The organism is Nonomuraea terrae (assembly GCF_044465245.1).
Taxonomy (GTDB): domain Bacteria; phylum Actinomycetota; class Actinomycetes; order Streptosporangiales; family Streptosporangiaceae; genus Nonomuraea; species Nonomuraea terrae.
Genome location: NZ_JBITLL010000001.1, coordinates 1,255,714 through 1,277,770 on the forward strand (window position 1 = coordinate 1,255,714; position 22,057 = coordinate 1,277,770).

Sequence of the window (22,057 nt, forward strand, 5' to 3'; positions counted from 1 at the left end):
CCGCTCATTGCAACGCGGCGGAACGGCCCCGGGCAACCAAACCCAGGAAGATCCCGCCGGTTGACCTGGAGTGGACTCCACTGCGTACGGTGACGTCATGAGCACTCCACAGCACAAGATCGGGTCGGGGTTCGGCGCCAGGAGCACGGCGGACGACGTGCTTCACGGGATCGACCTGTCGGGGCAGCTGGCGATCGTCACCGGCGGCTACTCGGGCCTCGGGCTGGCGACCACCCGCGCCCTCACCCGAGCCGGCGCCCACGTCGTCGTGCCCGCCCGCCGCGTCGGCCCCGCCAGCCAGGCGGTGGAGGGCATCGACGGGGCGGAGGTGGACGAGCTCGACCTGTCCGACCTCGGCAGCGTACGCGCCTTCGCCGAGCGCTTCCTCGCCACGGGCCGCAGCGCCGAGATCGTCATCAACAGCGCGGGCATCATGGCCTGCCCCGAGACGCGGGTGGGGCCGGGCTGGGAGGCGCAGTTCGCCACCAACCACCTCGGCCACTACGCGCTGGTCAACCTGCTCTGGCCGGCCATCGCGCGCGGCCGGGGCCGGGTGGTGTCGGTGTCGTCCGCCGGGCATCGCCGTACGGGCATCCGCTGGGACGACGTGCACTTCGAGCACGACTACGACAAGTGGGTCGCGTACGGCCAGTCGAAGACGGCGAACGTGCTGTTCGCCGTGCACCTCGACCGGCTCGCCCGCGACCAGGGCGTACGCGCGTTCGCGCTGCACCCGGGCGGCATCCTCACGCCGCTCCAGCGTCACCTCGCCAAGGAGGAGATGGTGGCGGCGGGCTGGATCGACGAGGAGGGCAACCCGGTGGAGCCCAGCTTCAAGACGCCCGAGCAGGGCGCGGCCACCCAGGTGTGGGCGGCCACGTCACCGCAGCTGGCGGGCATGGGCGGCGTCTACTGCGAGGACTGCGACATCGCCGAGGTCACCTCCGCGGCCGCGCGGTCGGGCGTGCGCGACCACGCCGTCGACCCCGAGCAGGCGGCGCGCCTGTGGGCGCTGTCCGCGGAACTCACGGGCATCGACGCCTTCACCGCCCCCTGAGCCGCCCCCTGAGCCGCCCGCTGAGCCGCCCACTGAGCCGCCCACTGAGCCGCCCGCTGAGCCGCCCCCTGAGCCGCCCACTGGGCCGCCCGCTCGGTTCACCCGGCGAGCCGCCCGCGCCCTGGGGTCACCGTTTCATCGCGCCGTCGGCGATGGCGTCGGCGGCCTCGCCGATGGCCACGCCGACGATCTCCAGCCGGCGTACGAGCTCGCGCTCCTTCATCGTGTCCGCCGTGATCTCCCCGGAGTAGATCCGCGAGATCTCGTACTGGTACATCTTCCGGATCACCCCGCCCACCTTCTTCGCCTCCAGAGCGTTCAGGATGACCACCGAGGGACGGGAGGCGAGGTCGCGGACGGCGCCCTCCAGCGCCTCGATGCCCGCGATGACCTGGTCCAGCATGGGGGAGAAACGAATCTGGTCGGGCACCCGGTAGAGGTGCGACTCGCGGACGAAGTCGCGCAACGAGTCCAGCACGTCGTCGATCGAGCGCGACAGCCGGAAGAGGTCCTCCCGGTCGATGGGGGTGACGAGGGCGTTCTTGAGCTCCTCGACCAGGCGGCCGCGTTCCTCGTCGCCGAGGTGCTCGATCGCGCGCATCTGCTCGTGCGCGCCCGTCCTGCCGACCTCCCCGCCGATCATGGCCATGGCCAGCCAGGCGCCCTCCTTGGTGGCCTGCAACTGTCCGAGCAGCGCCTCCGTGAGGGCGCTGTCCATGCGACCGGTCATCAGGTCGCGGATGCGCCGCAATCTCTTCATCGCCCTCCCGCTTCCGAGGAGCGCGTCTCGATGAGACATGCCACTCCTTCCGTGGCGCTCACGCGCCCCTTCTCACGACACTTCCAAGCTCGCGAAACCCTTCACCAGCAGGGCGAGGCACCATCCCAGCAGCCCGCTCGCGGGCAACGTCATCAGCCAGGCCGCGGCGATCTTGGTGGCGGCGTACCAGCGGACCCGGCCGCCGCCGTGGGAGACGCCCGCGCCGATGAGGCCGCCCGCGACGGCCTGGGTCATGCTCACCGGCATGCCGACGGCGGCGCACGCCATCACCGCGGCCCCGGCGCCGACCTCCGCAGCCACGCCGTGAGGGGGCCTGGAGACGATGATCTCCCGGCTCAGGGTCCGGCCCGCCTTGGGCAGCCCGTACATGGTGCCGAGCCCGAACAGCACGGCCACCAGCACCGTGTACTCCACCGGCGCTCCTGAGAAGCCGAGCGCCACCATGAACACGGCCAGCATCTTCTGCCCGTCGTTGGCCGCGTACGCGAGCGTCTGGATCAGGAAGCCGGCCCAGTGCCAGTGCCGCAGCGCCGAGGCCTTCGCCGTGGCCACCAGCACCCGGATCATCGCCCATCCCAGCAGCCCGCCCACGATCGGGGCCGCCACCCCGAACGCCAGCACCAGCGCCACCGAGCCAGGGGAGACCGGCAGCCCCCAGCCCAGCCCGGCGCCCGTCAGGCCGCCCACGACGGCCAGGGTGAGGCTGGTCGGCCGCCCCATCATGCTGAGCAGCATCACCACGGCCAGCGAGGCGACCACCGCGATGGCCATCGCGATCCGCCCGCCCGGATCCTCGAACGACGCCAGCCTGGTCACGAACGTCAGCGCCACCTGGTGCGTGAAGAGGGGGATGACCGCCACCAGCACGACGAGGGTGAGGATCCCGGTCGCGGGGCGCACCGTGGGCAGCTTGAGGCCGGTCGCAAGGAGGGCGCCGCCGTCGTTCATCCCCGACACGACGGCGAACAGGCCGGCGATCAGGGCCAGCACGACGACGTCCAACGGCACGCGCTCCATCCCGCCCCACCCGCCAGGGGCGGGACATGCTCCACTCTCCTACGACCTTGGAAGGCTCATTCATGGCCAAGAAAGGCGGCAGTGGTTCCCCGTCCTGCCACCCCGAATTCTGGTGTTTTGCTCCGTAATGTCAGATAACTACCCGAGATTGGGCGAAAGACCCGCGCCCCCGAAGCGCTCACCGGGAGACCGTCACCGCGGGTACCCTCGATCGAGGCCCAGGAGCCGCACCGTCCACGTCCGCGAGAGTGAAGTCATGACCAGCCCCGCCGCATACATCCTGACGTTGTCCTGCCCCGACCGCCCCGGCGTGGTGGCCGCCGTCTCGGGCCTGCTGGCGGGCCGCGGATGCAACATCATCGAGAGCCAGCAGTTCGGCGACCGGGTGGCCGAGCGGTTCTTCATGCGGGTGCAGTTCGCGGCGCCGCCCGGAGAGGACGAGCTCAACGCCGCCTTCGCCGCGCTCGCGCCCGACTTCGGCATGGAGTTCACCCTGCGCGACGTGGCCGGGAAGCCGCGGGTGCTGATCATGGTGAGCAAGTTCGACCACTGCCTGAACGACCTGCTCTACCGGGTGCGCTCCAAGGCCCTCGACATCGAGATCGCCGCCGTCGTCTCCAACCACCCCGACCTGCGGCCGCTCACGCAGTCGTACGGCATCGACTACCACCACCTGCCGGTCACCCCGGAGACCAAGGCCCGGCAGGAGGCCGAGGTGCTGGCGCTGGTCGAGCACTACCAGGTCGACCTCGTCGTGCTGGCCCGCTACATGCAGGTGTTGTCGCAGGACCTCTGCGCGAAGCTGGCGGGGCGGGCCATCAACATCCACCACTCGTTCCTGCCGTCGTTCAAGGGCGCCAAGCCGTACCACCAGGCCTACGACCGCGGCGTCAAGCTCATCGGCGCCACGGCCCACTACGTGACCTCCGACCTCGACGAGGGGCCGATCATCGAGCAGGAGGTGGCCCGGGTCAACCACAGCCACTCGCCCGAGGACCTGGTGGCGATCGGCCGCGACGTGGAGTCGCTGGTGCTGGCCCGCGCGGTCAAGTGGCACGCCGAGCAGCGCGTCCTCCTCGACGGCCACAAGACGGTCATCTTCCCGCGCTGACGCCCGCCGGCGAGGGCCGGTGCCGGCCGGCCGAGCGGGTGAACGACCCGCTCGGCTCGGCCGGAGCTTCACGGGCGGTATGTGCCGAAGTGCCAGAGGTTGCCCTGCGGGTCCTTGCAGGCGTACTCGCGGGACCCGTACGGCTGGTCCACGAGCTCCATGGTGACCACCGCGCCGGCGGCCTTCGCCCGGTCGTGGTGGGCGTCGACGTCGTCGACCGCGACGTAGATCCCCGGCCCTCCCGGTCTCCCCCGGCCGAGCATGACGATGTCGTCGCCGACGAGCAGCTCGGCGTGGTGGACGGCGCCCGAGTCGTCCTTGGACGCCTCGTGCACGCGGAACCCGAACGCGGCGGTCAGGAAGTCGATCGCGGCCTGGCAGTCGTGACTGCGAGCCAGTGCGTAAACAGTGCGCATGACCTCAGGATGCCGAGCCCGCGCCGGCCGGTCTTGGACGAATCTGACCTGGCGTCATGTCGCCCAGCACCCGGAATTCCCGGTTCATGTGTGCCTGGTCGTAGAAGCCGCACGCGGCGGCGGCCTCGGCGATGGCAACGCCCGACCCCAGCAGCCGCCGCGCCCGCGCGAACCTGATCACCCGGGCCGCCGTCTTCGGCGGCAGCCCCACCTGGTCGTGGAAGCGGGCGACCAGATGGCGGTGGCTCCAGCCGAGCTCCCCGGCCAGCGACGACACGCTCACCCGCCCGCCGGACTCCAGCAGGCGCGCCCACGCCCACGGCACCTCCGGCCGCAGCGGGGGACCGGCCGCGATGCGCTCACGCAGCAGCCGGTCGGTCAGCGCCAGCCGCTCCCGCCACGACGGCGTGCCGGCCAGCCGCTCGACGAGCAGGCCGGCCCACGGCCCCAGCAGGTCACTCACCGGCACGACCAGGTTCGTCAGGTGGCGCATCGGGACGCCGTACAACCTCCTGGCCCCGAACGGCGTGAGCACCGCCTCGACGCCCTCGATCGGCCCGGCCGTGCGCGTGACGATGAACCGGTCGCCGAGCCCGCCCGTGAACGCCGTGACCGGCCGCCCGCCGGCCTCCATCGGCGCGCCGAACGCCAGCACGAGCACCGCCCCCGGCATGGCCGCCTCCGACCGCGTCACCGGCGCCGCGTAGTGTTCGCGGAACGCGCACAGCCGCGTGACGTACGGCCGGAGCGCGGCGCTGGGGGCGGCCTCCACCATGACGGGCCCCGGCGCGCTCATGGTCTCGGCTACAGGCCGGTGTGCCGGGCCAGGAACGTCAGCGTGTCGGCCGACAGGTCCACCGTGCGGCTCACCGCTCGCGCGCCGTGCCCCACCTCGGCCTCGTTGCGCAGCAGCACCGGCCGGTCCGCCGTCGAGGCGTGCTGCAGCGCCGCGCACATCTTCCACGCGTGCAGCGGGTGCACCCGCGTGTCGGACTGGAACGTGGTGAACAACGTCGCCGGGTAGGCCACCGCCTCCTGGACGTGGTGGTACGGCGAGTAGCCCAGCAACCACCGGAACTGCTCGGGGTCGTCGGCGGAGCCGTACTCGACGTTCCAGGTGGCGCCGAGGCCGAACTTCTCGTACCGGATCATGTCGAGCAGCGGCGCCGAGCAGACCACGGCGGCGTACAGCTCGGGGCGCTGCGTCAGCGCGGCGCCCACCAGCAGGCCGCCGTTGGAGCCCCCGGAGATGCCGAGCTGCTGCGGCGTGGTGACGCCGGTGGCGATGAGGTGCTCGGCGGCCGCGTGGAAGTCGTCGAACACGTTCTGCTTGTTGGCGAGCATGCCGGCGCGGTGCCAGTCCTCGCCCTCCTCGCCGCCGCCGCGCAGGTTGGCGATGGCGTAGACGCCGCCCGCCTCCACCCAGGCCAGGATCGACGCGGAGTAGCCGGGGGTCATGGACAGGCCGAAGCCGCCGTAGCCGTACAGGACGGTCGGGCGCGGGCCGCTCGCCTCGTCGGCCGGCGCGATGATCAGCATGCGGACGTCGGTGCCGTCGTGCGACTGGTAGACGACCTGCTCCGTGCGGACCTCCGGCACCTCGACGGCGCCGGGGGAGGCCGCCCAGAGCGTGGTCTCGCCCGTCCTGGCGTCGTAGCGCTGGATCGTGGGCGGCGTGGTGTTGTCGGTGTAGCCGAACCACGCCTCGTGACCGCCCTCAGGGCGCTCGGAGATGCCGCCGATCGTGCCGAGGCCCGGCGTCGGCACCTCGCCGACGCGCTCGCCGGTCTCCAGGTCGTGGACGGTGATCTCGCTGATCGCGTGGCGGGTCCAGCCCACCAGCATGACCGGGCGCTCCAGGTCGTCGAGGATCGCGAAGTCGGACAGCACCGCCTCCGGGTCCTGCGGGATCAGGTCGCGCCACGCCTCGAAGCCCGGCGTCGCCGGGTCGGTGACGCACACCCGCCCGCGCGACGCGTCGCGGTCGGTGTGGACGTAGAGCCTGCCGTCGCGGCCGAACACCAGCCCGGTCTGCGCGTCCACGCCCTCCTGGACGACCTTCAGCTCGGGACGGTCGATCGGCGAGGCGGTCAGGTCGGCGACCCACAGGTCGTTGCGCGGCGCGGTGCCCTCGCTGGCCGACACCTGCAGCCAGCGGCCGTCGCGCGAGACCGAGACGCCGTAGTAGTTGGTCATCTTCAGGCCCTCGCCGAAGATCATCACGTCGTCCTCGGTGGAGGTGCCTACCCGGTGCAGGTAGACGCGACGGTGGAACTGCGTCTCGTTCTCCGGCACCTCGGTGCTCGGCAGCCGGCGGACGTAGTAGAACGCCTCACCGCCCGGCATCCAGGCGATCGGGGAGTAGCGGCAGCGGTCGATCGGCCCCTCGACCCGCTCGCCGGTGGTGACGTCCATCACATAGAGGACCGACTCCTCGTCGCCGCCCACCGAGATCTGGTACGCCAGCAGGCGCCCCTCCTTGTCGGGCTGCACCGCGTCGAGCGTGGTCACCCCGGACGGGTCGATCGCCATCGGGTCGATCAGCGCCCGCTCGGTGCCGTCGGGCTCGACCACGTAGTAGACGGCGTGCTCCTGGTCGGGCGTGCGCCGGGAGAAGAAGGAGCGCCCGCCGCGCCAGGCCGGGACGCCCACCGAGCCCGACCTCAGCAGCTCGGCGATGCGGCTCTTGAACCGCTGCGGCCCCCGCTCCTTGGCGTACAACTCGGCCTGCGCGAGCAGCCACCCCTTGGTCTCGGGGCCGTCGGGATCCTCGAGCCACCGGTACGGGTCGGGGACGGGCGTGTCGTGCAGGATGTCGGTGATGTTTTCGCGGCGTGCGCTCGGGTACGGCTCTCGCGTCATGCAGGGAACCCTATGCCAACGGTGATGCGTAAAGCGCTGGTAGAGGGGGCATAAAACGTACCGTGCGTCCCTCCAGTCATCCCGGGCCTGAGATTTTTGGGGTGGCGGGGACCACGGTGCAAACGCCAGACTTGGTGACAGGACGGTGCCGTGGTGACCATCCGCTGGGCCGTCCGGCGGAGGTCCACGTGACGGAAGCACGAGTGCCCCAGGAGGGGCCGACAGTCGGGACATGCCGCGGCATGTCCCCTTTGATACCCGCGCGGCAGGGAGAGGCCCGATGATGCGCCAAGTCCTGCTGCTCAACGCCACCTACGAGCCGCTGACCACGCTCTCGCTCCACCGGGCCATCGTGCTCGTGCTGCGGGAGAAGGCCGACGTCGTCCACCGCGACGGCAGGGGCGCGGTGCTGCGCTCCGCGAGCCGCACGCTCGACGTGCCCTCGGTGATCAGGCTCCGCAGATACGTCCGCATCCCCTACCGATCCCGCATCCCGCTGACCAGGGCCGCCCTCATGCGGCGCGACGACTACCGCTGCGCCTACTGCGGGCAGAAGGCGGAGACCATCGACCACGTCATCCCGAGGTCCAGGGGTGGCACCCACACGTGGGAGAACTGCGTCGCCTCCTGCGTCAGCTGCAACCACAGGAAGGCCGACAAGTACCTGGAGGAGCTGGGGTGGACACTGCGCGTCAGCCCCGCGGTGCCACGGGGCGCCCACTGGCGGCTCATCGGCGCCTCGCTCGTCGGCGACCCGCAATGGGCGCCCTACCTCGAGGCGGCCGCCTGAAACGGCATTGAGCGGGAGGTCCGCCGCCTGACAGCATGAGCAGGCATGTGGACCTTCACCTCAGACGTCGAGGAGTACGCCGCGGTCGCCGAGCCCTTTCTGCTCGGCGACCCCGTGCGTAACACCGTTCCCCTCACCGTCCTCGCCAACCTGCGGGCGGGCATGCCCGTGAAGGATCCCCACTTCGGGTGGTGGACGTCCGGGGGCGAGGTTCTTGGAGCGGTCTTCCACACACCGCCGCATCCCGTCGGGCTCTTCGCGGTGCCGGTCGAGGCGGTGTCCCCGCTCGTCGAGGCGCTGGACGGCGACCTGCCCGAGCTCGTGGGCCCCGTGGAGGTGACCTCCGAGGCGGTGCGCCTGCTCGGGGAGCCGTCCAGGGTGGTCTCGGAGCGGCTCTACCGCCTGGAGCGGCTCACCGTCCCCGACGTGCCCGGCCGGGGACGACTTGCCGTCCCGGGCGATTTCCCGCTGCTGGTGAGCTGGTACCACGCCTTCGGCGCCGAGGTGGGGATGGGCGAGGCCGACGTGGCCGAGCAGGTGGCCCGGCGGCTGTCCGGCCGCGAGCTGTTCCTCTGGGAGGACGAAGGGGCGCCGGTCTCGCTCGCCGCGCTCTCCCCGTCGTGCGGCGGGGTCTGCCGCATCGGGCCCGTCTACACGCCGCCCTCGCGCCGCCGACGCGGCTACGGCGCGGCCGTCACCGCGTACGCCGGACGGACCGGCCTGGCGGAACACTGCGAGCAGGTCGTGCTCTTCACCGACCTGGCCAACCCGACCAGCAACTCCGTCTACCGGTCCATCGGCTACCGCCCGGTCTGCGACTACGCCCACCTGACCTACGCCAGGTGATGCGGTTACCCTTGGTGCCATGCCGCGCTATGACTTTCGCTGCCGCTCCTGCGGTTCGACGTTCGAGGTGTCCCGTCCCATGTCCGCCTCCGACGCTCCGGCGACCTGCCCCGAGGGTCACGACGACACGGTGAAGCTGCTGTCCACCGTCGCCATGACGGGCGGTGCGGCCGCGCCCCGCGCCGGCGGAGGCTGCTGCGGCGGTGGGTGCTGCGCGTCCTGACCGGCCGCGGGGGTAGGGCCGGGGCGCGGGTACGCCCACGTCTCACGGAAGGCCCGGCTGCCGGCCAGCCGCCGGGCCACGGCCAGCCGCACACCCTCGTCGACGATCTCCTCCTCGGCCAGCGCCCGCACCACCAGCCGGGCGAGGCGTTCGACGGTGTCGACGCCGGTCGGCATGTCAGGGCTGCGCTCCGACAACACCGCGACCAGCAGCTCGTGCCCGCGCACGTCGAGCAGTCCCACGCTGTTGACCGTCCACAGGCCGTCGTGCAGCTCGGTCGGCAGCCAGCCGTTCTTCAGCGCCACCTCACCCGTCCGCACGACGGTGCCGACGCCCCACGCCTGTGACGGCGCCACCGACGACATGAGCTCCAGGGCGTAGCGCCGGGCACGGGCGGAAAGCGGGCCCTGCGGGTCGGTGAGTCGCTCCAGCACCGTGACCTGGTCCGACGGCAGGCTGCGCGTCCACCCCGAAAGGAACCCGGGGCCGGGCCGCGTGTGGTGCGCGCCGATCCGGTGCAGCGTCCGCGCCAGGCCCCACCGCGCGCCGACGGTCACGTACAGCAGGCGCGCGCAGGTGTTGTCGCTGTGGCGGATCATGCAGGAGACCAGCCGGCGTTCGAGCCCGCTCAGCCGCTCGCCGCCCTTGGCCATCAGGAACGCCAGCAGGATGTCCACCTTGGCCACGCTGGCCAGCACGAACGGCGCCCGCTCGTGGAAGGCGTACCTGATCCCGGTCGTGCGGTCGTAGACGGCCAGCGCCGCCCGCCCGGGACGATCGCGCAGGTAACGGCCGAGTGCCCGGTCGAGGGCTCGCCGCTCGGCCGCCGGCAGCGCGAAGACCTGCTGCGGCGCCGTCGGGTCCGCCCTCAAATCTGCCCGCAGCGCGCAGCCGGGCAACGCGGCCAGCAGGAAGGCGAACAGCGTGAACTCCCGAACGCGCATGTGCGGGAGCCTGCCATCCGCCATCCCAACGGCCGGGGGCGGACCCGGTCAAAGCTCGGCCAGTTATGGAGGCTTACGCGGCCGCGGTCGTGCGCCGCTTACGCCGCTGGAACGGCAGGAACCGGTCGGCCAGATGCGGACGGGACGGCATGAGCGTCGGCTCGACCGCGATGATCCGGTCGAACCGGAACGCCCTGATCGCCCGGCGCATCCGGCACACGCCCACGAGATACCAGTATTCGCGGTGGACCAGGCAGGTCACCGGCTCGACGTCGCGCACGGTGATCGTGCCCGAGGCGTCGCGGTAGTGGAGGCGGACCATGAGACGGCTGGTGATGGCGTCGGCGATGAGCCGGGCCCGGGAGGCGACGTCGGAGGGCAGCGGCTCGGTGAGGGTCGTGAGCGTGGTGGCGATGACGTCGTCGTCGAGCTCCAGGTGCTCGAACGCGTGCTGCAGGCCGCGCCTGGCGGTGACGGCCTGGGGGCCCGATCCGAGGTGAGCGAGGGAGAGGGCGAGGGCGGCGATCTCGGCGGTCGTCAGCGGGCGGGAATCGTGCTTCACGACTGTCGTCATACCCCAAGAATAGGGATCCCGACCGACATTTTTCGAAAACCTGTGCGGGGTTCCAGGGGCCCGTACGGCAGGCGAGAACCCAGTCACCTGCCGTACGGGTGCGAATCAGCGGGACAGCTGGGACAGGTCGCGGGAGGCGCCCGTCGAGGCGGACGTCGTCATCGCCGCGTACGCCTGCAGCGCCACGCTCACCGGCCGGTTGCGGTCACGCGGACGGTATCCGCCCAGCTCGGCCAGGAGCCGCTCGCGCCGCGCGGCCAGCTCGGCCTCGGGCACCCGCAGCTCCATCGAGCGGCCGGGGATGTCGATGTCGATGATGTCGCCGTTCTCGACCAGCGCGATCGCGCCGCCCTCGGCCGCCTCGGGCGAGGCGTGGCCGATCGACAGCCCGGAGGTGCCGCCGGAGAAGCGCCCGTCGGTGACCAGGGCGCACACCTTGCCCAGGCCCTTGCCCTTGAGGAACGACGTCGGGTAGAGCATCTCCTGCATGCCGGGCCCGCCCTTGGGGCCCTCGTAGCGGATGACCACCACGTCGCCCGCCTTGACGCGCCCGCCGAGGATGCCCTCGACCGCCTGCTCCTGCGACTCGAACACCACCGCTGGGCCGCTGAACGTCCAGATCGACTCGTCGACGCCGGCCGTCTTCACCACCGCGCCGTCGCGCGAGATGTTGCCGTACAGGACGGCCAGGCCGCCGTCGGCGCTGTAGGCGTGCTCGATGTCGCGGATGCAGCCCGCCTCGCGGTCGAGGTCGAGGGTGTCCCAGCGGTTGTCCTGCGAGTAGGGCTTGACCGTGCGGACGTTGCCGGGCGCCGCGTGCCACAGCTCGACGGACTCAGGCTTCACCGACGGCGACCGGACGTCCCACGCGGCCAGCAGGTCGGCGAGCGTGCCGCCGTTGACGGTGGGCACGTCGCGGTGGAGCAGCCCCGCGCGGTCGAGCTCGCCCAGGATGGCCGGGATGCCGCCGGCGCGGTGGACGTCCTCGACGTGGTACTTGTTCGTCGCCGGGGCGACCTTGCACAGGCAGGCCACCCGCTGCGAGATCTCGTTGATCTCCTTGAGCCCGAAGTCGACCTGCGCCTCGCGGGCGGCGGCCAGGATGTGCAGGATCGTGTTGGTCGAGCCGCCCATCGCCACGTCGAGCGCCATCGCGTTCTCGAACGCCTCACGGGTGGCGATCGAGCGCGGCAGCACCGACTCGTCGTCCTCCTCGTAGTAGCGGCGGGTGATCTCGACGAGCTGGCGGCCGGCGTCCTCGAACAGCTTCTTGCGCGCCTTGTGCGTGGCCAGGATCGTGCCGTTGCCGGGCAGCGCCAGGCCGATGGCCTCGGCGAGGCAGTTCATCGAGTTGGCGGTGAACATGCCGGAGCAGGAGCCGCAGGTCGGGCAGGCGTTCTCCTCCATCTCCAGCAGCTCGGCGTCGGAGACGGAGTCGTCGGCGGAGGCGATCATCGGGTCGATGAGGTCGAGCTTCTTGCCGGGCGTCTTGCCGGCCTCCATGGGCCCGCCCGAGACGAAGATCGTCGGAATGTTCAGCCGGAACGCCGCCAGCAGCATGCCCGGCGTGATCTTGTCGCAGTTGGACACGCAGATCAGGGCGTCGGCGCAGTGGGCCTCCACCATGTACTCGACCGCGTCGGCGATCAGCTCGCGCGAGGGCAGGGAGTACAGCATGCCGCCGTGGCCCATCGCGATGCCGTCGTCGACCGCGATCGTGTTGAACTCGCGGGGGATCGCCCCCGCCTCCCTGATCGCCGCCGACACCACGTCGCCGACCTCGCGCAGATGCACGTGACCCGGCACGAACTGGGTGAAGCTGTTGGCCACCGCGATGATGGGCTTGCCGAAGTCGCTCCCGGCTACGCCGGTCGCCCGGAGCAGGGCCCGGGCACCGGCCATGTTCCTGCCGTGGGTGACTGTACGTGACCTGAGGGCGGGCATTCGCATCTCCCATCGTTGGCGAGTCTTCACATGGTACGACCACTGCCCGGCGACTGAGACGCGTGTCCACGGATCGGACGGTCGTCGCCGGAACGTGTGCCGGAACTCGTGGGTGGGAGATTCCGATGAGCCACGGGACAGCCATGTCGACGGTTTCGCCCGGGCCGGCACGTTCCCCCTCACGATAGACCGCCCGAGGGAGCGCGCCGGCCGGGCCCCGGCTACCGTCCGGCGGGCAGCCGCACGCCGGTGAGATGGCTGGCCTGGCCCACCAGGCGGTCCTTGGAGTCCCAGACGCTGACCGACTGGTCCATGCGGTCGCCGCCGACGTCCGTGGCCGACAGCCGGACCCGGACCGGCCCGGGGGCGGGCAGCCTGCGGATGTACGCGGAGAGCGAGATCGTCGGGAACCACCCCATCAGCCCCAGCTCCGACGCGATCGGCGGCCCCGGGTCGAGCGTCACCAGCAGGCTCACCGGGTCCCAGTCGGAGCCGTCCGCCAGCCGCTGCCAGGTAGCGATCACACCGTTCTGGGCCGGTTCACCGAAGGCGAAGCCCATGTGGCCCGGGTGGATGTGCTCCTCCAGCACGCCCATCAGCGGCACCTGGACGCCGAGGCCGGGCGGCTCGACGGGCACCCGGAAGCACTCGTGCTCGGGCGGGATGTCCACCGGCTCGTGCGCCGACCACCAAGGGTCGGAGTCGCTCAGCAGGCCCAGCGTGACGTGCGCTTCGACGCACGTACGGCCCTGTTGTATCAGTGACGCCCTGGTCTGGGCCACGCTCTTGCCGATCCGCAGGGTCTCGACCCGCACCATCGCCTCGCCCGGGTCGGGTGGCCCGATGAACGAGCCGGTGACCGCCGTGACATGCGGATGCCCGGCCCCCGCGCTCTCGCGCGCGGCTCTGGCCAGCACGGCCAGCAGGTAGCCGCCGTGCAGCCGGGTCCCGATGCTCCATTGCGCGTCGAGCGTGACGCCGACGGCGCCGTCCCCCCGGGTGGTCAATGTGGTTGCTTCTTGAAATGTCCCCATATTTAGCAATCCCTTCCACCAAAGCGCTCAGATTGACATCGTTAACCTGACGGTGTCAACCTTCGGTGCGTGACCACCAGACGCGTACGCGCCAAGCGAGGAGAGGGAGCGCTGCTCCGCGAGGAGATCCTCGGCGCGGCAGAGGAGCTGCTGGCCGAGGCCGGCACGGAGGACGCCCTGACGGTGCGCGCCGTCGCCGCCAGGGCGGGCGTGTCCACGCCCGCCGTCTACCTCCACTTCGCCGGCAAGGAGGCCCTGGTCGAGGCGGTCTGCATGCGCGTGTGGGGAGAGCTGGGCCGGCTGGTCCGCGACAACTTCGGCGGCGACCCGTGGCTGGCCCTGGGCAGGTGCGCACGCGCGTACATCCGGTTCGCCCTCGACCATCCGGTGCAGTACCGCGTGCTGATGATGCGCCCGTCAGGCTCGCCCGGAGTGCCGCCGGCCGCGGCCGAGGCGTTCGGCCACATGGTGGGCGCCGTGTCGGCCTGCATGGAGACGGGCGTGGTGGCGGGCGACCCCGAGGAGATCGCGCTCGGCCTGTGGTCGGCCCTGCACGGCTGCGCCTCGTTGCTGATCGCGCAGCCGTCGTTCCCGTGGCCCGACCGCGAGGCGCTGATCGACCGCGTCGTCCGCGTGGCCGGGTTCGGTACGGCGCTGTACTCCCGGCTGCCGCGCGACCTGCCGCCGAGCGCCGAGCTGGCCGCCCGCTTCGACGCCCTCGGCGCGGAGCTGGCGGCCGGTGAGAATCAGTCCTCGCCGTAGCGGGCGGGCAGCACCTGGGCGGCGATGTCGTAGATCCGGTCGATCTCAGCGTCGGTCAGCGCCCGCTCCCGCTTGGTGATCCACCTGCGCGCACGGTCGCCCTGGTAGACGTCCACGCCGCGGATGGTCATGATCTTCCATGGCACGGGCGGGCCGTAGATGGCCAGGGAGGGCACCACCGTGATCTCTCGGCCGAACGCCTTGCTGATCAGCTCGCTGGCCTGCGTCGCCTCCCACCTGGCCTCGGTCAGGCGCTCCTTCTTGTCGAAGGGGCCGTGGAAGAGCTTCTTGCCCATCTGGACGCGTACGGGCAGGCGTTTGTCCCACTTCTCCGAGTCGACCGCGTACACGCCCGTCGGGCCCACCACGAGGTGGTCGATCTGGGCTTCGCTGCCCGGGATCGCCCTGGCGTGCAGCGTGCGGTAGCCGTTGCGCTCGAGTTTGCGCAGCTGCCCTTCGGTGCGGCGCTCGGCCACGGACGTGCGCCGCCAGGCCGGCACGGAGGAGTTGGTGCGGGCCCGGTAGACCGCCTCGGCGATGGCCGCGATCACCCCGGCGGTCACGCCGATGCGCCAGTCGGCCACGAGGAACCCCACCACGACGCCGACGACGACCGCCAGGATCGCGCGGTTGCGCAGGCGGCGGAAGCGCGGCTGTTGCAGCAGGGTCCCCACGGACGCGCGCTCCACCGGCGCGTACGTGGAGGTGGGCGCCGAGGGCTTCGCGGTGGCGGTCTGCTCGCTCTCAGGCCGGTCGCTCACCCAGATCGGTGACGCATTGTGACCGTCTTCTCGCTGGTTGTCGGAGTCCACGTAACTCACCGTAACTCGGAGATCGAAACGTTTCCTAGTGTTGCCGCGTCCATAGTTTTATGGCCCGGCTCATCGTGTTCCACCCAGGATTTCGGGGTATGTCTTAGGTTCATCTTCTCTAGAGATGCCCTGCGACACCATGGATCCTAACCCGCTGGAGGGCGTCCCGATCATGTACGGCACGACATGGGTCTGGCCCGCCCACCTTGCGCGGTCTACGGTCGTCTTGTGAACAGCGCGACGGAGATTCTGCTCGTTCTCATCGGGATATCCATGGGGCTGTTCGTCCTGATCAGCCTGCTGATCATGGTGCCGGGACGCGGCACGCCGCGCCACATCGACTCCGGCCCCGTCTGGCTGGGCGGCCCCGGCCGGAGCGAGGGCGGGGTGAGCACGTCCGACCCGGTGCTGACCGACGCGGTGCCGCGCTGGGCGGACAGGCCCGAGAACGACTGGGTGGCCGCCGCCGAGACCGCCGAGCCCGGCGGCCGCACCGGCGGCGCCTCGGCGGGATGGTGAGCAGGCCATGCGACCGCTCACCGCACCCCAGGCCGACGACGTCAGGCAGGCCCTGCTGATCGCCGAGCGGCGCAGCGGGCTGCGCTTCGGGCTGTTCCTCGGCGAGCCGGAGGACGGGCGCCGCCACTTCGCCGAACGCCTGCACGCCGCCCTGGGCGAGGAGGCCGACGACGCCGTGGTGGTGCTGGTCGACCTCAACGGCCGCGGCCTGGAGATCGTCACCGGGCAGAACGCGCGGCGCAGGCTCTCCGACGGCACCTGCCGGATGGTCGCGATGTCGATGGCCACCGCGTTCGGCGCGGGAGACCTCGTCGGCGGGCTGCTGCACGGCATCGCCGCCCTCGGTGAGCAGGCCACCGCCCGCCGGTAGTCACCCGCGTTCGAGCAGGGCGGCGATGTGCTCGCTGACGCCGTTCAGCAGGGTCGCCGGCTGGATGTCGGCCTCGGCGATCGCCGAGAACAACGACGGCAGCCCCGGCAGCGGGAACCCGTCGTCCTTCAGCGCCGCCGTGCCGACCGGGTTCTTGTCGAGGGCGGCCCGGCTGCGCTCCCAGGCGTCCAGCACCTCCTCCGGCGACGGCACCCCGAACCCGTGCCCCACCGGCGCGGCGTGACGCAGCCGGACGAGCGGCGTCTCGCCGAAGGCCAGCGCCGTACGCGCCCGCGTCTGCAGGTCGGCGCGCGGCTCCGGCTCGATCCAGTCCATGGCCGTGCACGGGTTGCGGCAGGCGGACACGCACACACCCAGCGCCCCCGCCACCTGGCTGTGCTGCCGGTCGAAGTACGCCCGCCACCCCTCGGCCGGCTCGGCCGCCACCCGCAGCGTCCTGTTGGTGGCCGACTGCTCCGACTTCGTGTGGTCACACTCGCGATCGCCGATCACGCCGAACCTGCTCCCCGGCGCGCTCAGCCCCTCCGGCCAGCGGGCCGGGTCCCCGGCGTGGCCGAGGTGCGGCTCGAACGCCAGCAGCGGCAGGTACTCGCCGGCGATGTGGACCGCGGCGATCATGGGGCTCAGCTCGCGTCGGTGCCACCGCACGGCGATGACCTCCAGCAGCAGCCCATAGGCCGGCCGCAGCGACTCCAGCGCCCCACGCGGCTGCTCGCGCGGCGTCTGCGGCATGTGGCAGGCGCGCGCCCTGCGCCGCAGGTCGGCGGGCACGCCCCGGGCCTCGGCAGCGAAGTCCTCGGCGTCGAGCGAGAGCAGCCGGTGCCCGAACTCGCAGACCTCCGCCACCACCGGGTCCGATGTCAGCGCACCGAGGTCGGAGAAGGCATATCTACGGGCAAGGGCCACGAGAAGGTCACGAGTCGAGTCCACTCGACGACTTTCTCACGATCTGCGTGCGATCACGGACATCCCGCTCGGGTGTCAGAAGCAGGGCGAACGGACGCACTGCAACTCGCCCGACGGGCGGCTGAGCGTGGGCTCGGCCGTCGGCTCCTCGGGGCCCGGCGGCGTGGGGGGAGGCTCGGACGGCTCCTGCGACGGCTCGGGCTCCGGCTCCGGCTGGGAGGTGGTGGGAGTGGGCGGCGGCGTCGTGGCCGGGGTGGTGACGGGCGCGCTCGTGGTGGGCCGCGGCTTGGGCGCCGTGGGGGTGGCCCGGGGCGTGGACGAGCGCTTGGCCGGCGACGCGGGCTCCTCCCGGACGACCGACGGCGTGGCAGGGGCGAGATCGACGGGGGTGCCGCTGATGCTCGGCGGCTGGACGACCTGGGTGCCTGTGGTGGGCTCGGCCGGCCGCAGCCAGACGAACCCGGCCACGCCCGCGGTCGCCGCCACCGCCGCCACCATGGTCAGCGCCGCTCGCAGCGTGCGCCGGCGGCGCGACGCGTCGATCCCGACCGGCGACGTCGAGAGCGCGGCGGGGGATGGGGCCGGAGGCGGGGCCGCGGAGAGGGCCAGGGGCGAGGCCGGCGCGCGGCGCGCGGCCTCGGCCATCGCCGGGGCGCTCGGCCAGCGCGCGTCGGGCGCCTTCTCCAGCGCCCGCTCCACCACGTGGCGCGGCCCCGGCGGCACGTCGTCGGGCAGCCGCGGGATCGGGGAGTTGAGGTGCTTGAAGATGATCTGTACGGGAGTGTCGCCCTGGAACGGCAGCCGCCCGGTCAGGCACTCGTACGCCACCACGCCCAGCGCGTAGACGTCGACCGCCGGGGTCACGTCGCTGGCGCTGGCCATCTCTGGGGCGCAGTAGCCGGCCGAGCAGAGCATCGTGCCGGTGGCCGTCAGATGCCCGGCCGAGACCGAGTGGGCGATGCCGAAGTCGGTGAGCGCCACGCGGCCGTCGGGCCTGACCATGAGGTTGGCCGGCTTGACGTCACGGTGGACGATGCCCTGCGCGTGGGCGGCGGCCAGCGCGTCGGCCACCTCGGCGACCAGCCGCATCGTGGCCTCCGGGCCGAGCGGGCCGCGCCGCAGGACGCGGTCGAGCGACTCGCCGCTGACGTACTCCATGACGAGGAAGCTGACGCGGCGGCCCTCCACCTCGGTGGTGCCGTAGTCGTAGACGTCGACCACGCCCGGGTGCCGGAGCGTGGCCATGGCCCTGGCCTCGTTCTGGAAGCGCTGGGCGGAGGCGGGGTTCTCGGTGAGCGCGGGCATGAGCACCTTGACCGCGACCGCGCGCCCGAGGACCAGGTCGTCGGCACGCCAGACCTCGCCCATGCCGCCGCCGCCGAGGCGGTCTCCGAGCACGTAGCGGTCGATGAGGGTGGTCCCCGCGCCAAGCACGTTTCGAGGCTAACACCGCGGGTCAGCCCCCACCGGCAAGTCCGCTCAGTCGGCGAACGCCGAGGCCGGGCGGCGCCGGTGCGCGGCGGCGCGGAGCACGGTGGGCCGGTCCAGCTCGGCGGGCGGGTCACCTTCCGGCCGCCGTCCAGGGAGTGTCCGGTCCAAACATCGATCCGCTCACCCTCTGGGAGGTAAACCGTCACTTCGGAAACATCAGGTTCTGTCGCCCCAGCCACCGAAGCGGAAGGCCCCCGCCCGGGGTGGGCGAGGGCCTTGTCGTGCCATGAGGAGGGGGTCAGGCGGAGGCGGCGTCCTTCTCGCGGTTGCGCAGCGCGCGGCTGACGCCGTCGGCGCCCTCCAGGACGAGACGGCGCAGCGCCTGCGGCACCTCGCCGTCCTCCAGGAACCGGTTCGCGGCCTCGACCGTCGCCGGCTCGATGAGCAGCGCGGGGAAGCACCCGATGGCGAACGACGACGCCTGGTCGAACGTCCACTCCCGGTAGATCCGCCCCACCTCGGCGAAGTACCTCTCCCGGTACGGCGCCAGCAGCTCGGGGTGGTGCGGGTCCTGGAAGCCGTTGATCGTCGTACGGGCGATGTGGTTGGCCAGCTTGCCGCCCACGATGCGCTCCCACGCCGCCGCCTTGGCCTCCGGCGTCGGGATCCCGGCCCGGCACAGCGCGGCCGAGCGCTCACCCGTCGCCGTGGCGTCGCGCTCCAGCTCGGCCGCGATGTCGGCCTCGCCCAGCCTGCCGCCGGTGACCAGCGCGTGCACCAGCGCCCAGCGCAGGTCGGCGTCCACGGCCAGGCCCTCGGGCACCGCCGTGCCGTCGAGGATGCCCTGCAGCAGTGCCAGGTCGTCGTCGGAGGTCGCCACCGGCGCGAACGCCTGCAGGAAGGCGAGCTGGTGGTCCGAGCCAGGCTTCGCCGCGGTGAACATCGAGCGCAGCTCCTTGGCCAGCAGCGCCATGCCCTCGGCCCGCCAGGCCGGGTCGGCGTACTGCTGGACGGCCTGGCGGGCCTGGCGCAGCACCGCCTGCAGGACCGTGATGTCGCTGACCGTGCCGGCGCCGGAGACGACCAGCCGGACGTAGTCGCGCGTGGACATCTCGCCGTCGCGCGTCATGTCCCAGGCCGCCGACCAGCACAGGGCGCGCGGCAGCGACTCGGTGAACGCCGCGATGCCGCCGTCGACCAGCGTGCGCAGCGAGCCGTCGTCGAGCCGGATCTTGGCGTACGTCAGGTCGTCGTCGTTGAGCAGCACCAGGTCGGGCTGCTCCTCGCCGACCAGCTCGGCCACCTTCGTCCGCGCGCCGACCACGTCGAGCTCGACCCGCTTGGTACGGGTCAGCTCGCCGCCGGTCAGGGAGTACAGGCCGATCGCGACGCGGTGCGAGCGCAGCGTCGGATAGTCGGCCGGGGCCTCCTGCAGCACCTCGAACGAGGTGAAGCGGCCGTCGGACACCTCGAAGGAGGGGCGCAGCGTGTTGACCCAGGCGGTCTCCAGCCACTCCTTCGACCAGGCCGACAGGTCGCGGCCGGACGTGCGCTCCAGGGCGTTGAGCAGGTCCTTCAGCTCGGTGTTGCCCCAGGCGTGCTCGGCGAAGTAGTCGCGCACGCCGGCCAGGAAGTTGTCCAGGCCGACGTAGGCCACGAGCTGCTTGAGCACCGAGGCGCCCTTGGCGTACGTGATGCCGTCGAAGTTGACCTCGACGGCCTGCATGTCGGGGATGTCGGCGGCGATGGGGTGGGTGGAGGGCAGCTGGTCCTGGCGGTAGGCCCAGGCCTTCTCCACGTTCGCGAACGTGGTCCACGCGCCCTTGCCCCACCGCGTGGCCTCGGCCTGGGCGAGCACGGACATGTAGGTGGCGAACGACTCGTTCAGCCACAGGTCGTCCCACCAGCGCATGGTGACGAGGTCGCCGAACCACATGTGCGCCATCTCGTGCAGGATCGTCTCGGCGCGCCGCTCGACGACCGCGTCGGTGACGCGGGAGCGGAAGACGTAGTCCTCCAGGAAGGTCACGCAGCCGGCGTTCTCCATCGCGCCGGCGTTGAACTCGGGCACGAAGAGCTGGTCGTACTTCCCGAAGGGGTAGCGCAGCCCGAAGACCCGGTGGAAGAAGTCGAAGCCCTGCCGGGTGACGTCGAGGATGTTGTCCGCGTCGAGGTGCTCGGCCAGCGAGGCCCGGCAGTAGATCCCCAGGGGGATGCCGTCGTGCTCGGAGGTCACCTTGTGGTACGGCCCCGCCACCAGCGCGGTGATGTAGGTGGACATGACCGGCGTCGGGGGGAACGTCCACCGCTTGGCGCCCGCGCCGGCGTCCTCGACCCCGGAGGCGGCGGCGTTGGAGACGACCTCCCAGTCGCCCGGCGCCGCCACCGTCAGCTGAAAGGTGGCCTTGAGGTCGGGCTGGTCGAAGCAGGCGTACATGCGGTGCGCGTCGGCCGTCTCGAACTGGCTGTGCAGGTAGACCTTCTGGTCGACCGGGTCGACGAAGCGGTGCAGACCCTCGCCGGTGCGCATGTACGCGCAGCCGGCCTCGACCCGGAGCTCGTTGGACGCGGCGAGCGAGGGCAGCGGGAAACGCCCCTTCTCCGCGTCGTACGCCGCCACGTCGAGGTCCTCGCCGTTGAGCGTGACCTTGCGGACGACGGCGCCGTGCAGGTCGATGAAGGTGGCAGCGCCCGGTGCGGCGCTGGTGAAGCGGACCGTCGTGACGCTGTCGAAGCGCTCGTCTCCCTTCGTCAGGTCGAGGGCGACGTCGTACGACTCGACCGTCAGCAACCGGGCACGCTCGCGCGCTTCGTCCCGGGTCAGGTTGCCTGCCAAGATGCGCTCCTTTTCACCACTTCGTCGGGGTTGTCCGTATCCTGCCATGCCAGGGAATAGGACCAGAACCACCTCAGGTTATGGCCACACATGACTGAGAAGATTCCCGTGGACCTGTGGTTCGACCCCTCGTGTCCCTTCGCCTGGATCACGTCCCGCTGGTTGCTCGAAGTCGAGAAGGTACGCCCCATCGAGCCGCGCTGGCGGCAGATGTCGCTGTACTTCCTCAACGAGGAGAAGGACGTCCCCGCCGACTACCTCGAAAGGGCCGCCAAGGCCATGGGCTCGGTCAGGGTGATCGCCGCGGCCGCCGCCAAGCACGGCGAGCAGGTCATCGGGCAGCTCTACACCGGCATCGGCACGCGGCTGCACAACCAGGGCATGAGCAAGGAGCCCGAGCGGCTGCGCGAGGTCATCGAGGGCGCGCTCACCGACGCCGGCCTCGACACCGGGCTCGCCGACGCGATGCGCTCCGAGGAGTACGACGCCACGATCCGCGCCTCCCACGACGAGGGCATCGGCCTGGTCGGCCAGGAGGTCGGCACGCCGATCATCCGCGTCGGGTCCAACGCCTTCTTCGGCCCCGTCATCACCAAGATCATCCGTGGCGAGGAGGCCGGCCGGCTGTGGGACGGCGTGCTCGCGGTCACGTCGTTCGACGACTTCTTCGAGCTGAAGCGCACACGCACCAAGCGGCCGACGTTCGAGTGATATATCCCTTTTAAGTTAAAAAAGGGGTATTTCCGGCGGGGGATAAGCCGGTAACGGTGGAAAAGGCTTATCCCCGGGTCGCGACGAGCT

General features: G+C 71.6%; 21 protein-coding genes and 1 pseudogene. 9 read left to right on the plus strand and 13 right to left on the minus strand.

What is annotated here, in order from left to right:
- The first annotated feature begins 97 nt into the window (after positions 1 to 97).
- Positions 98 to 1,057 carry an SDR family NAD(P)-dependent oxidoreductase gene (locus tag ACIBP6_RS05880; RefSeq protein WP_397049150.1) on the plus strand — a complete coding sequence of 320 codons (960 nt, stop codon included), beginning with the start codon at positions 98 to 100 and terminating at the stop codon, positions 1,055 to 1,057.
- 127 nt (positions 1,058 to 1,184) lie between these two features.
- On the opposite strand, the gene ACIBP6_RS05885 is transcribed toward ACIBP6_RS05880, so the two are convergent.
- Complete coding sequence (locus ACIBP6_RS05885) at positions 1,185 to 1,817, minus strand: DUF47 domain-containing protein (RefSeq protein WP_397049152.1); 633 nt, start codon at positions 1,815 to 1,817, stop codon at positions 1,185 to 1,187.
- Between the two features lie 72 nt (positions 1,818 to 1,889).
- Complete coding sequence (locus ACIBP6_RS05890; RefSeq protein ID WP_397049154.1) at positions 1,890 to 2,846, minus strand: anion permease; 957 nt, start codon at positions 2,844 to 2,846, stop codon at positions 1,890 to 1,892.
- A gap of 265 nt (positions 2,847 to 3,111) precedes the next feature.
- Between ACIBP6_RS05890 and purU the strand changes: the two genes are divergently transcribed.
- The gene (gene purU / locus ACIBP6_RS05895) at positions 3,112 to 3,966 is read left to right on the plus strand and encodes a formyltetrahydrofolate deformylase (RefSeq protein ID WP_397049156.1); all 855 of its coding nucleotides are present in this window, start codon (positions 3,112 to 3,114) and stop codon (positions 3,964 to 3,966) included.
- A 68-nt stretch (positions 3,967 to 4,034) separates the two neighbouring features.
- Here the strand turns inward: purU and ACIBP6_RS05900 are convergent, their stop codons facing one another.
- From ACIBP6_RS05900 to ACIBP6_RS05910, 3 genes are read right to left on the minus strand one after another with little or no spacing between them, the layout of a single operon-like run.
- A complete protein-coding gene (locus tag ACIBP6_RS05900; protein ID WP_397049157.1) occupies positions 4,035 to 4,382 on the minus strand; it encodes a VOC family protein in 348 nt (115 codons plus the stop codon).
- 4 nt (positions 4,383 to 4,386) lie between these two features.
- On the minus strand, positions 4,387 to 5,178 hold the full coding sequence (locus tag ACIBP6_RS05905) for a helix-turn-helix domain-containing protein (RefSeq protein WP_397049159.1): 792 nt from the start codon (positions 5,176 to 5,178) through the stop codon (positions 4,387 to 4,389).
- Positions 5,179 to 5,186: 8 nt separating this feature from the next.
- Positions 5,187 to 7,244, minus strand: coding sequence for a prolyl oligopeptidase family protein (locus ACIBP6_RS05910; RefSeq protein WP_397049161.1), 2,058 nt, complete (start codon positions 7,242 to 7,244; stop codon positions 5,187 to 5,189).
- 283 nt (positions 7,245 to 7,527) lie between these two features.
- On the opposite strand from ACIBP6_RS05910, the gene ACIBP6_RS05915 reads away from it, so the two are divergent.
- The 3 genes from ACIBP6_RS05915 to ACIBP6_RS05925 are packed head-to-tail and all read left to right on the plus strand — an operon-like array spanning position 7,528 to position 9,103.
- Complete coding sequence (locus ACIBP6_RS05915) at positions 7,528 to 8,034, plus strand: HNH endonuclease (RefSeq protein WP_397049322.1); 507 nt, start codon at positions 7,528 to 7,530, stop codon at positions 8,032 to 8,034.
- A 45-nt stretch (positions 8,035 to 8,079) separates the two neighbouring features.
- Positions 8,080 to 8,880 (plus strand): GNAT family N-acetyltransferase, encoded by an 801-nt coding sequence (locus tag ACIBP6_RS05920; RefSeq protein ID WP_397049163.1) that lies wholly within the window; start codon positions 8,080 to 8,082, stop codon positions 8,878 to 8,880.
- Between the two features lie 19 nt (positions 8,881 to 8,899).
- Positions 8,900 to 9,103, plus strand: coding sequence for an FmdB family zinc ribbon protein (locus tag ACIBP6_RS05925; protein ID WP_132614704.1), 204 nt, complete (start codon positions 8,900 to 8,902; stop codon positions 9,101 to 9,103).
- A gap of 206 nt (positions 9,104 to 9,309) precedes the next feature.
- Here the strand turns inward: ACIBP6_RS05925 and ACIBP6_RS05930 are convergent.
- From ACIBP6_RS05930 to ACIBP6_RS05945, 4 genes and pseudogenes are all read right to left on the minus strand, one after another.
- Positions 9,310 to 10,071 (minus strand): annotated as a pseudogene (locus ACIBP6_RS05930) (serine hydrolase); the annotation flags it as partial.
- Between the two features lie 49 nt (positions 10,072 to 10,120).
- A complete protein-coding gene (locus tag ACIBP6_RS05935) occupies positions 10,121 to 10,621 on the minus strand; it encodes a helix-turn-helix transcriptional regulator (RefSeq protein WP_397049165.1) in 501 nt (166 codons plus the stop codon).
- Positions 10,622 to 10,726: 105 nt separating this feature from the next.
- Positions 10,727 to 12,565, minus strand: a complete 1,839-nt coding sequence (gene ilvD / locus ACIBP6_RS05940; RefSeq protein ID WP_397049167.1) for a dihydroxy-acid dehydratase — start codon at positions 12,563 to 12,565, stop codon at positions 10,727 to 10,729.
- Between the two features lie 221 nt (positions 12,566 to 12,786).
- Positions 12,787 to 13,572, minus strand: coding sequence for a thioesterase family protein (locus tag ACIBP6_RS05945; RefSeq protein WP_397049169.1), 786 nt, complete (start codon positions 13,570 to 13,572; stop codon positions 12,787 to 12,789).
- A 96-nt stretch (positions 13,573 to 13,668) separates the two neighbouring features.
- Here ACIBP6_RS05945 and ACIBP6_RS05950 point away from each other — a divergent pair, with 96 nt between their 5' ends.
- Complete coding sequence (locus ACIBP6_RS05950; protein WP_397049171.1) at positions 13,669 to 14,361, plus strand: TetR/AcrR family transcriptional regulator; 693 nt, start codon at positions 13,669 to 13,671, stop codon at positions 14,359 to 14,361.
- On the opposite strand, the gene ACIBP6_RS05955 is transcribed toward ACIBP6_RS05950, so the two are convergent.
- Positions 14,346 to 15,173: a nuclease-related domain-containing protein gene (locus tag ACIBP6_RS05955; RefSeq protein WP_397049173.1), complete on the minus strand. Its 828-nt coding sequence runs from the start codon at positions 15,171 to 15,173 to the stop codon at positions 14,346 to 14,348. The two genes, ACIBP6_RS05950 and ACIBP6_RS05955, sit on opposite strands and share 16 nt — an antisense overlap.
- 228 nt (positions 15,174 to 15,401) lie before the next feature.
- Between ACIBP6_RS05955 and ACIBP6_RS05960 the strand changes: the two genes are divergently transcribed.
- Together ACIBP6_RS05960 and ACIBP6_RS05965 are read left to right on the plus strand one after the other, a co-directional pair.
- The gene (locus ACIBP6_RS05960; RefSeq protein WP_397049175.1) at positions 15,402 to 15,692 is read left to right on the plus strand and encodes a hypothetical protein; all 291 of its coding nucleotides are present in this window, start codon (positions 15,402 to 15,404) and stop codon (positions 15,690 to 15,692) included.
- Positions 15,693 to 15,699: 7 nt separating this feature from the next.
- Positions 15,700 to 16,062 (plus strand): DUF5130 family protein, encoded by a 363-nt coding sequence (locus tag ACIBP6_RS05965; protein WP_397049177.1) that lies wholly within the window; start codon positions 15,700 to 15,702, stop codon positions 16,060 to 16,062.
- Here ACIBP6_RS05965 and ACIBP6_RS05970 read toward each other — a convergent pair whose 3' ends face one another.
- The 3 genes from ACIBP6_RS05970 to pepN all read right to left on the minus strand — a co-directional run bounded on the left by ACIBP6_RS05970 (position 16,063) and on the right by pepN (position 21,256).
- A complete protein-coding gene (locus ACIBP6_RS05970; protein WP_397049179.1) occupies positions 16,063 to 17,013 on the minus strand; it encodes a hypothetical protein in 951 nt (316 codons plus the stop codon).
- A 51-nt stretch (positions 17,014 to 17,064) separates the two neighbouring features.
- Positions 17,065 to 18,423, minus strand: a complete 1,359-nt coding sequence (locus ACIBP6_RS05975) for a serine/threonine-protein kinase (RefSeq protein WP_397049181.1) — start codon at positions 18,421 to 18,423, stop codon at positions 17,065 to 17,067.
- Between the two features lie 295 nt (positions 18,424 to 18,718).
- The gene (pepN, locus tag ACIBP6_RS05980; protein WP_397049183.1) at positions 18,719 to 21,256 is read right to left on the minus strand and encodes an aminopeptidase N; all 2,538 of its coding nucleotides are present in this window, start codon (positions 21,254 to 21,256) and stop codon (positions 18,719 to 18,721) included.
- A gap of 90 nt (positions 21,257 to 21,346) precedes the next feature.
- Between pepN and ACIBP6_RS05985 the strand changes: the two genes are divergently transcribed.
- Positions 21,347 to 21,967: a mycothiol-dependent nitroreductase Rv2466c family protein gene (locus ACIBP6_RS05985; protein ID WP_397049185.1), complete on the plus strand. Its 621-nt coding sequence runs from the start codon at positions 21,347 to 21,349 to the stop codon at positions 21,965 to 21,967.
- Positions 21,968 to 22,057 lie beyond the last annotated feature (90 nt).

Excerpts from the sequence above, each read along its gene's own strand:
- ACIBP6_RS05935 (WP_397049165.1), bottom strand. The coding sequence starts at position 10,621 with ATGACGACAGTCGTGAAGCACGATTCCCGCCCGCTGACGACCGCCGAG.
- ilvD (WP_397049167.1), bottom strand. The coding sequence starts at position 12,565 with ATGCCCGCCCTCAGGTCACGTACAGTCACCCACGGCAGGAACATGGCC.
- ACIBP6_RS05900 (WP_397049157.1), bottom strand. The coding sequence starts at position 4,382 with ATGCGCACTGTTTACGCACTGGCTCGCAGTCACGACTGCCAGGCCGCG.
- ACIBP6_RS05915 (WP_397049322.1), top strand. The coding sequence starts at position 7,528 with ATGCGCCAAGTCCTGCTGCTCAACGCCACCTACGAGCCGCTGACCACG.
- ACIBP6_RS05985 (WP_397049185.1), top strand. The coding sequence starts at position 21,347 with ATGACTGAGAAGATTCCCGTGGACCTGTGGTTCGACCCCTCGTGTCCC.
- ACIBP6_RS05910 (WP_397049161.1), bottom strand. The coding sequence starts at position 7,244 with ATGACGCGAGAGCCGTACCCGAGCGCACGCCGCGAAAACATCACCGAC.
- ACIBP6_RS05880 (WP_397049150.1), top strand. The coding sequence starts at position 98 with ATGAGCACTCCACAGCACAAGATCGGGTCGGGGTTCGGCGCCAGGAGC.
- ACIBP6_RS05885 (WP_397049152.1), bottom strand. The coding sequence starts at position 1,817 with ATGAAGAGATTGCGGCGCATCCGCGACCTGATGACCGGTCGCATGGAC.
- purU (WP_397049156.1), top strand. The coding sequence starts at position 3,112 with ATGACCAGCCCCGCCGCATACATCCTGACGTTGTCCTGCCCCGACCGC.
- ACIBP6_RS05905 (WP_397049159.1), bottom strand. The coding sequence starts at position 5,178 with ATGAGCGCGCCGGGGCCCGTCATGGTGGAGGCCGCCCCCAGCGCCGCG.
- ACIBP6_RS05920 (WP_397049163.1), top strand. The coding sequence starts at position 8,080 with ATGTGGACCTTCACCTCAGACGTCGAGGAGTACGCCGCGGTCGCCGAG.
- ACIBP6_RS05925 (WP_132614704.1), top strand. The coding sequence starts at position 8,900 with ATGCCGCGCTATGACTTTCGCTGCCGCTCCTGCGGTTCGACGTTCGAG.
- ACIBP6_RS05965 (WP_397049177.1), top strand. The coding sequence starts at position 15,700 with ATGCGACCGCTCACCGCACCCCAGGCCGACGACGTCAGGCAGGCCCTG.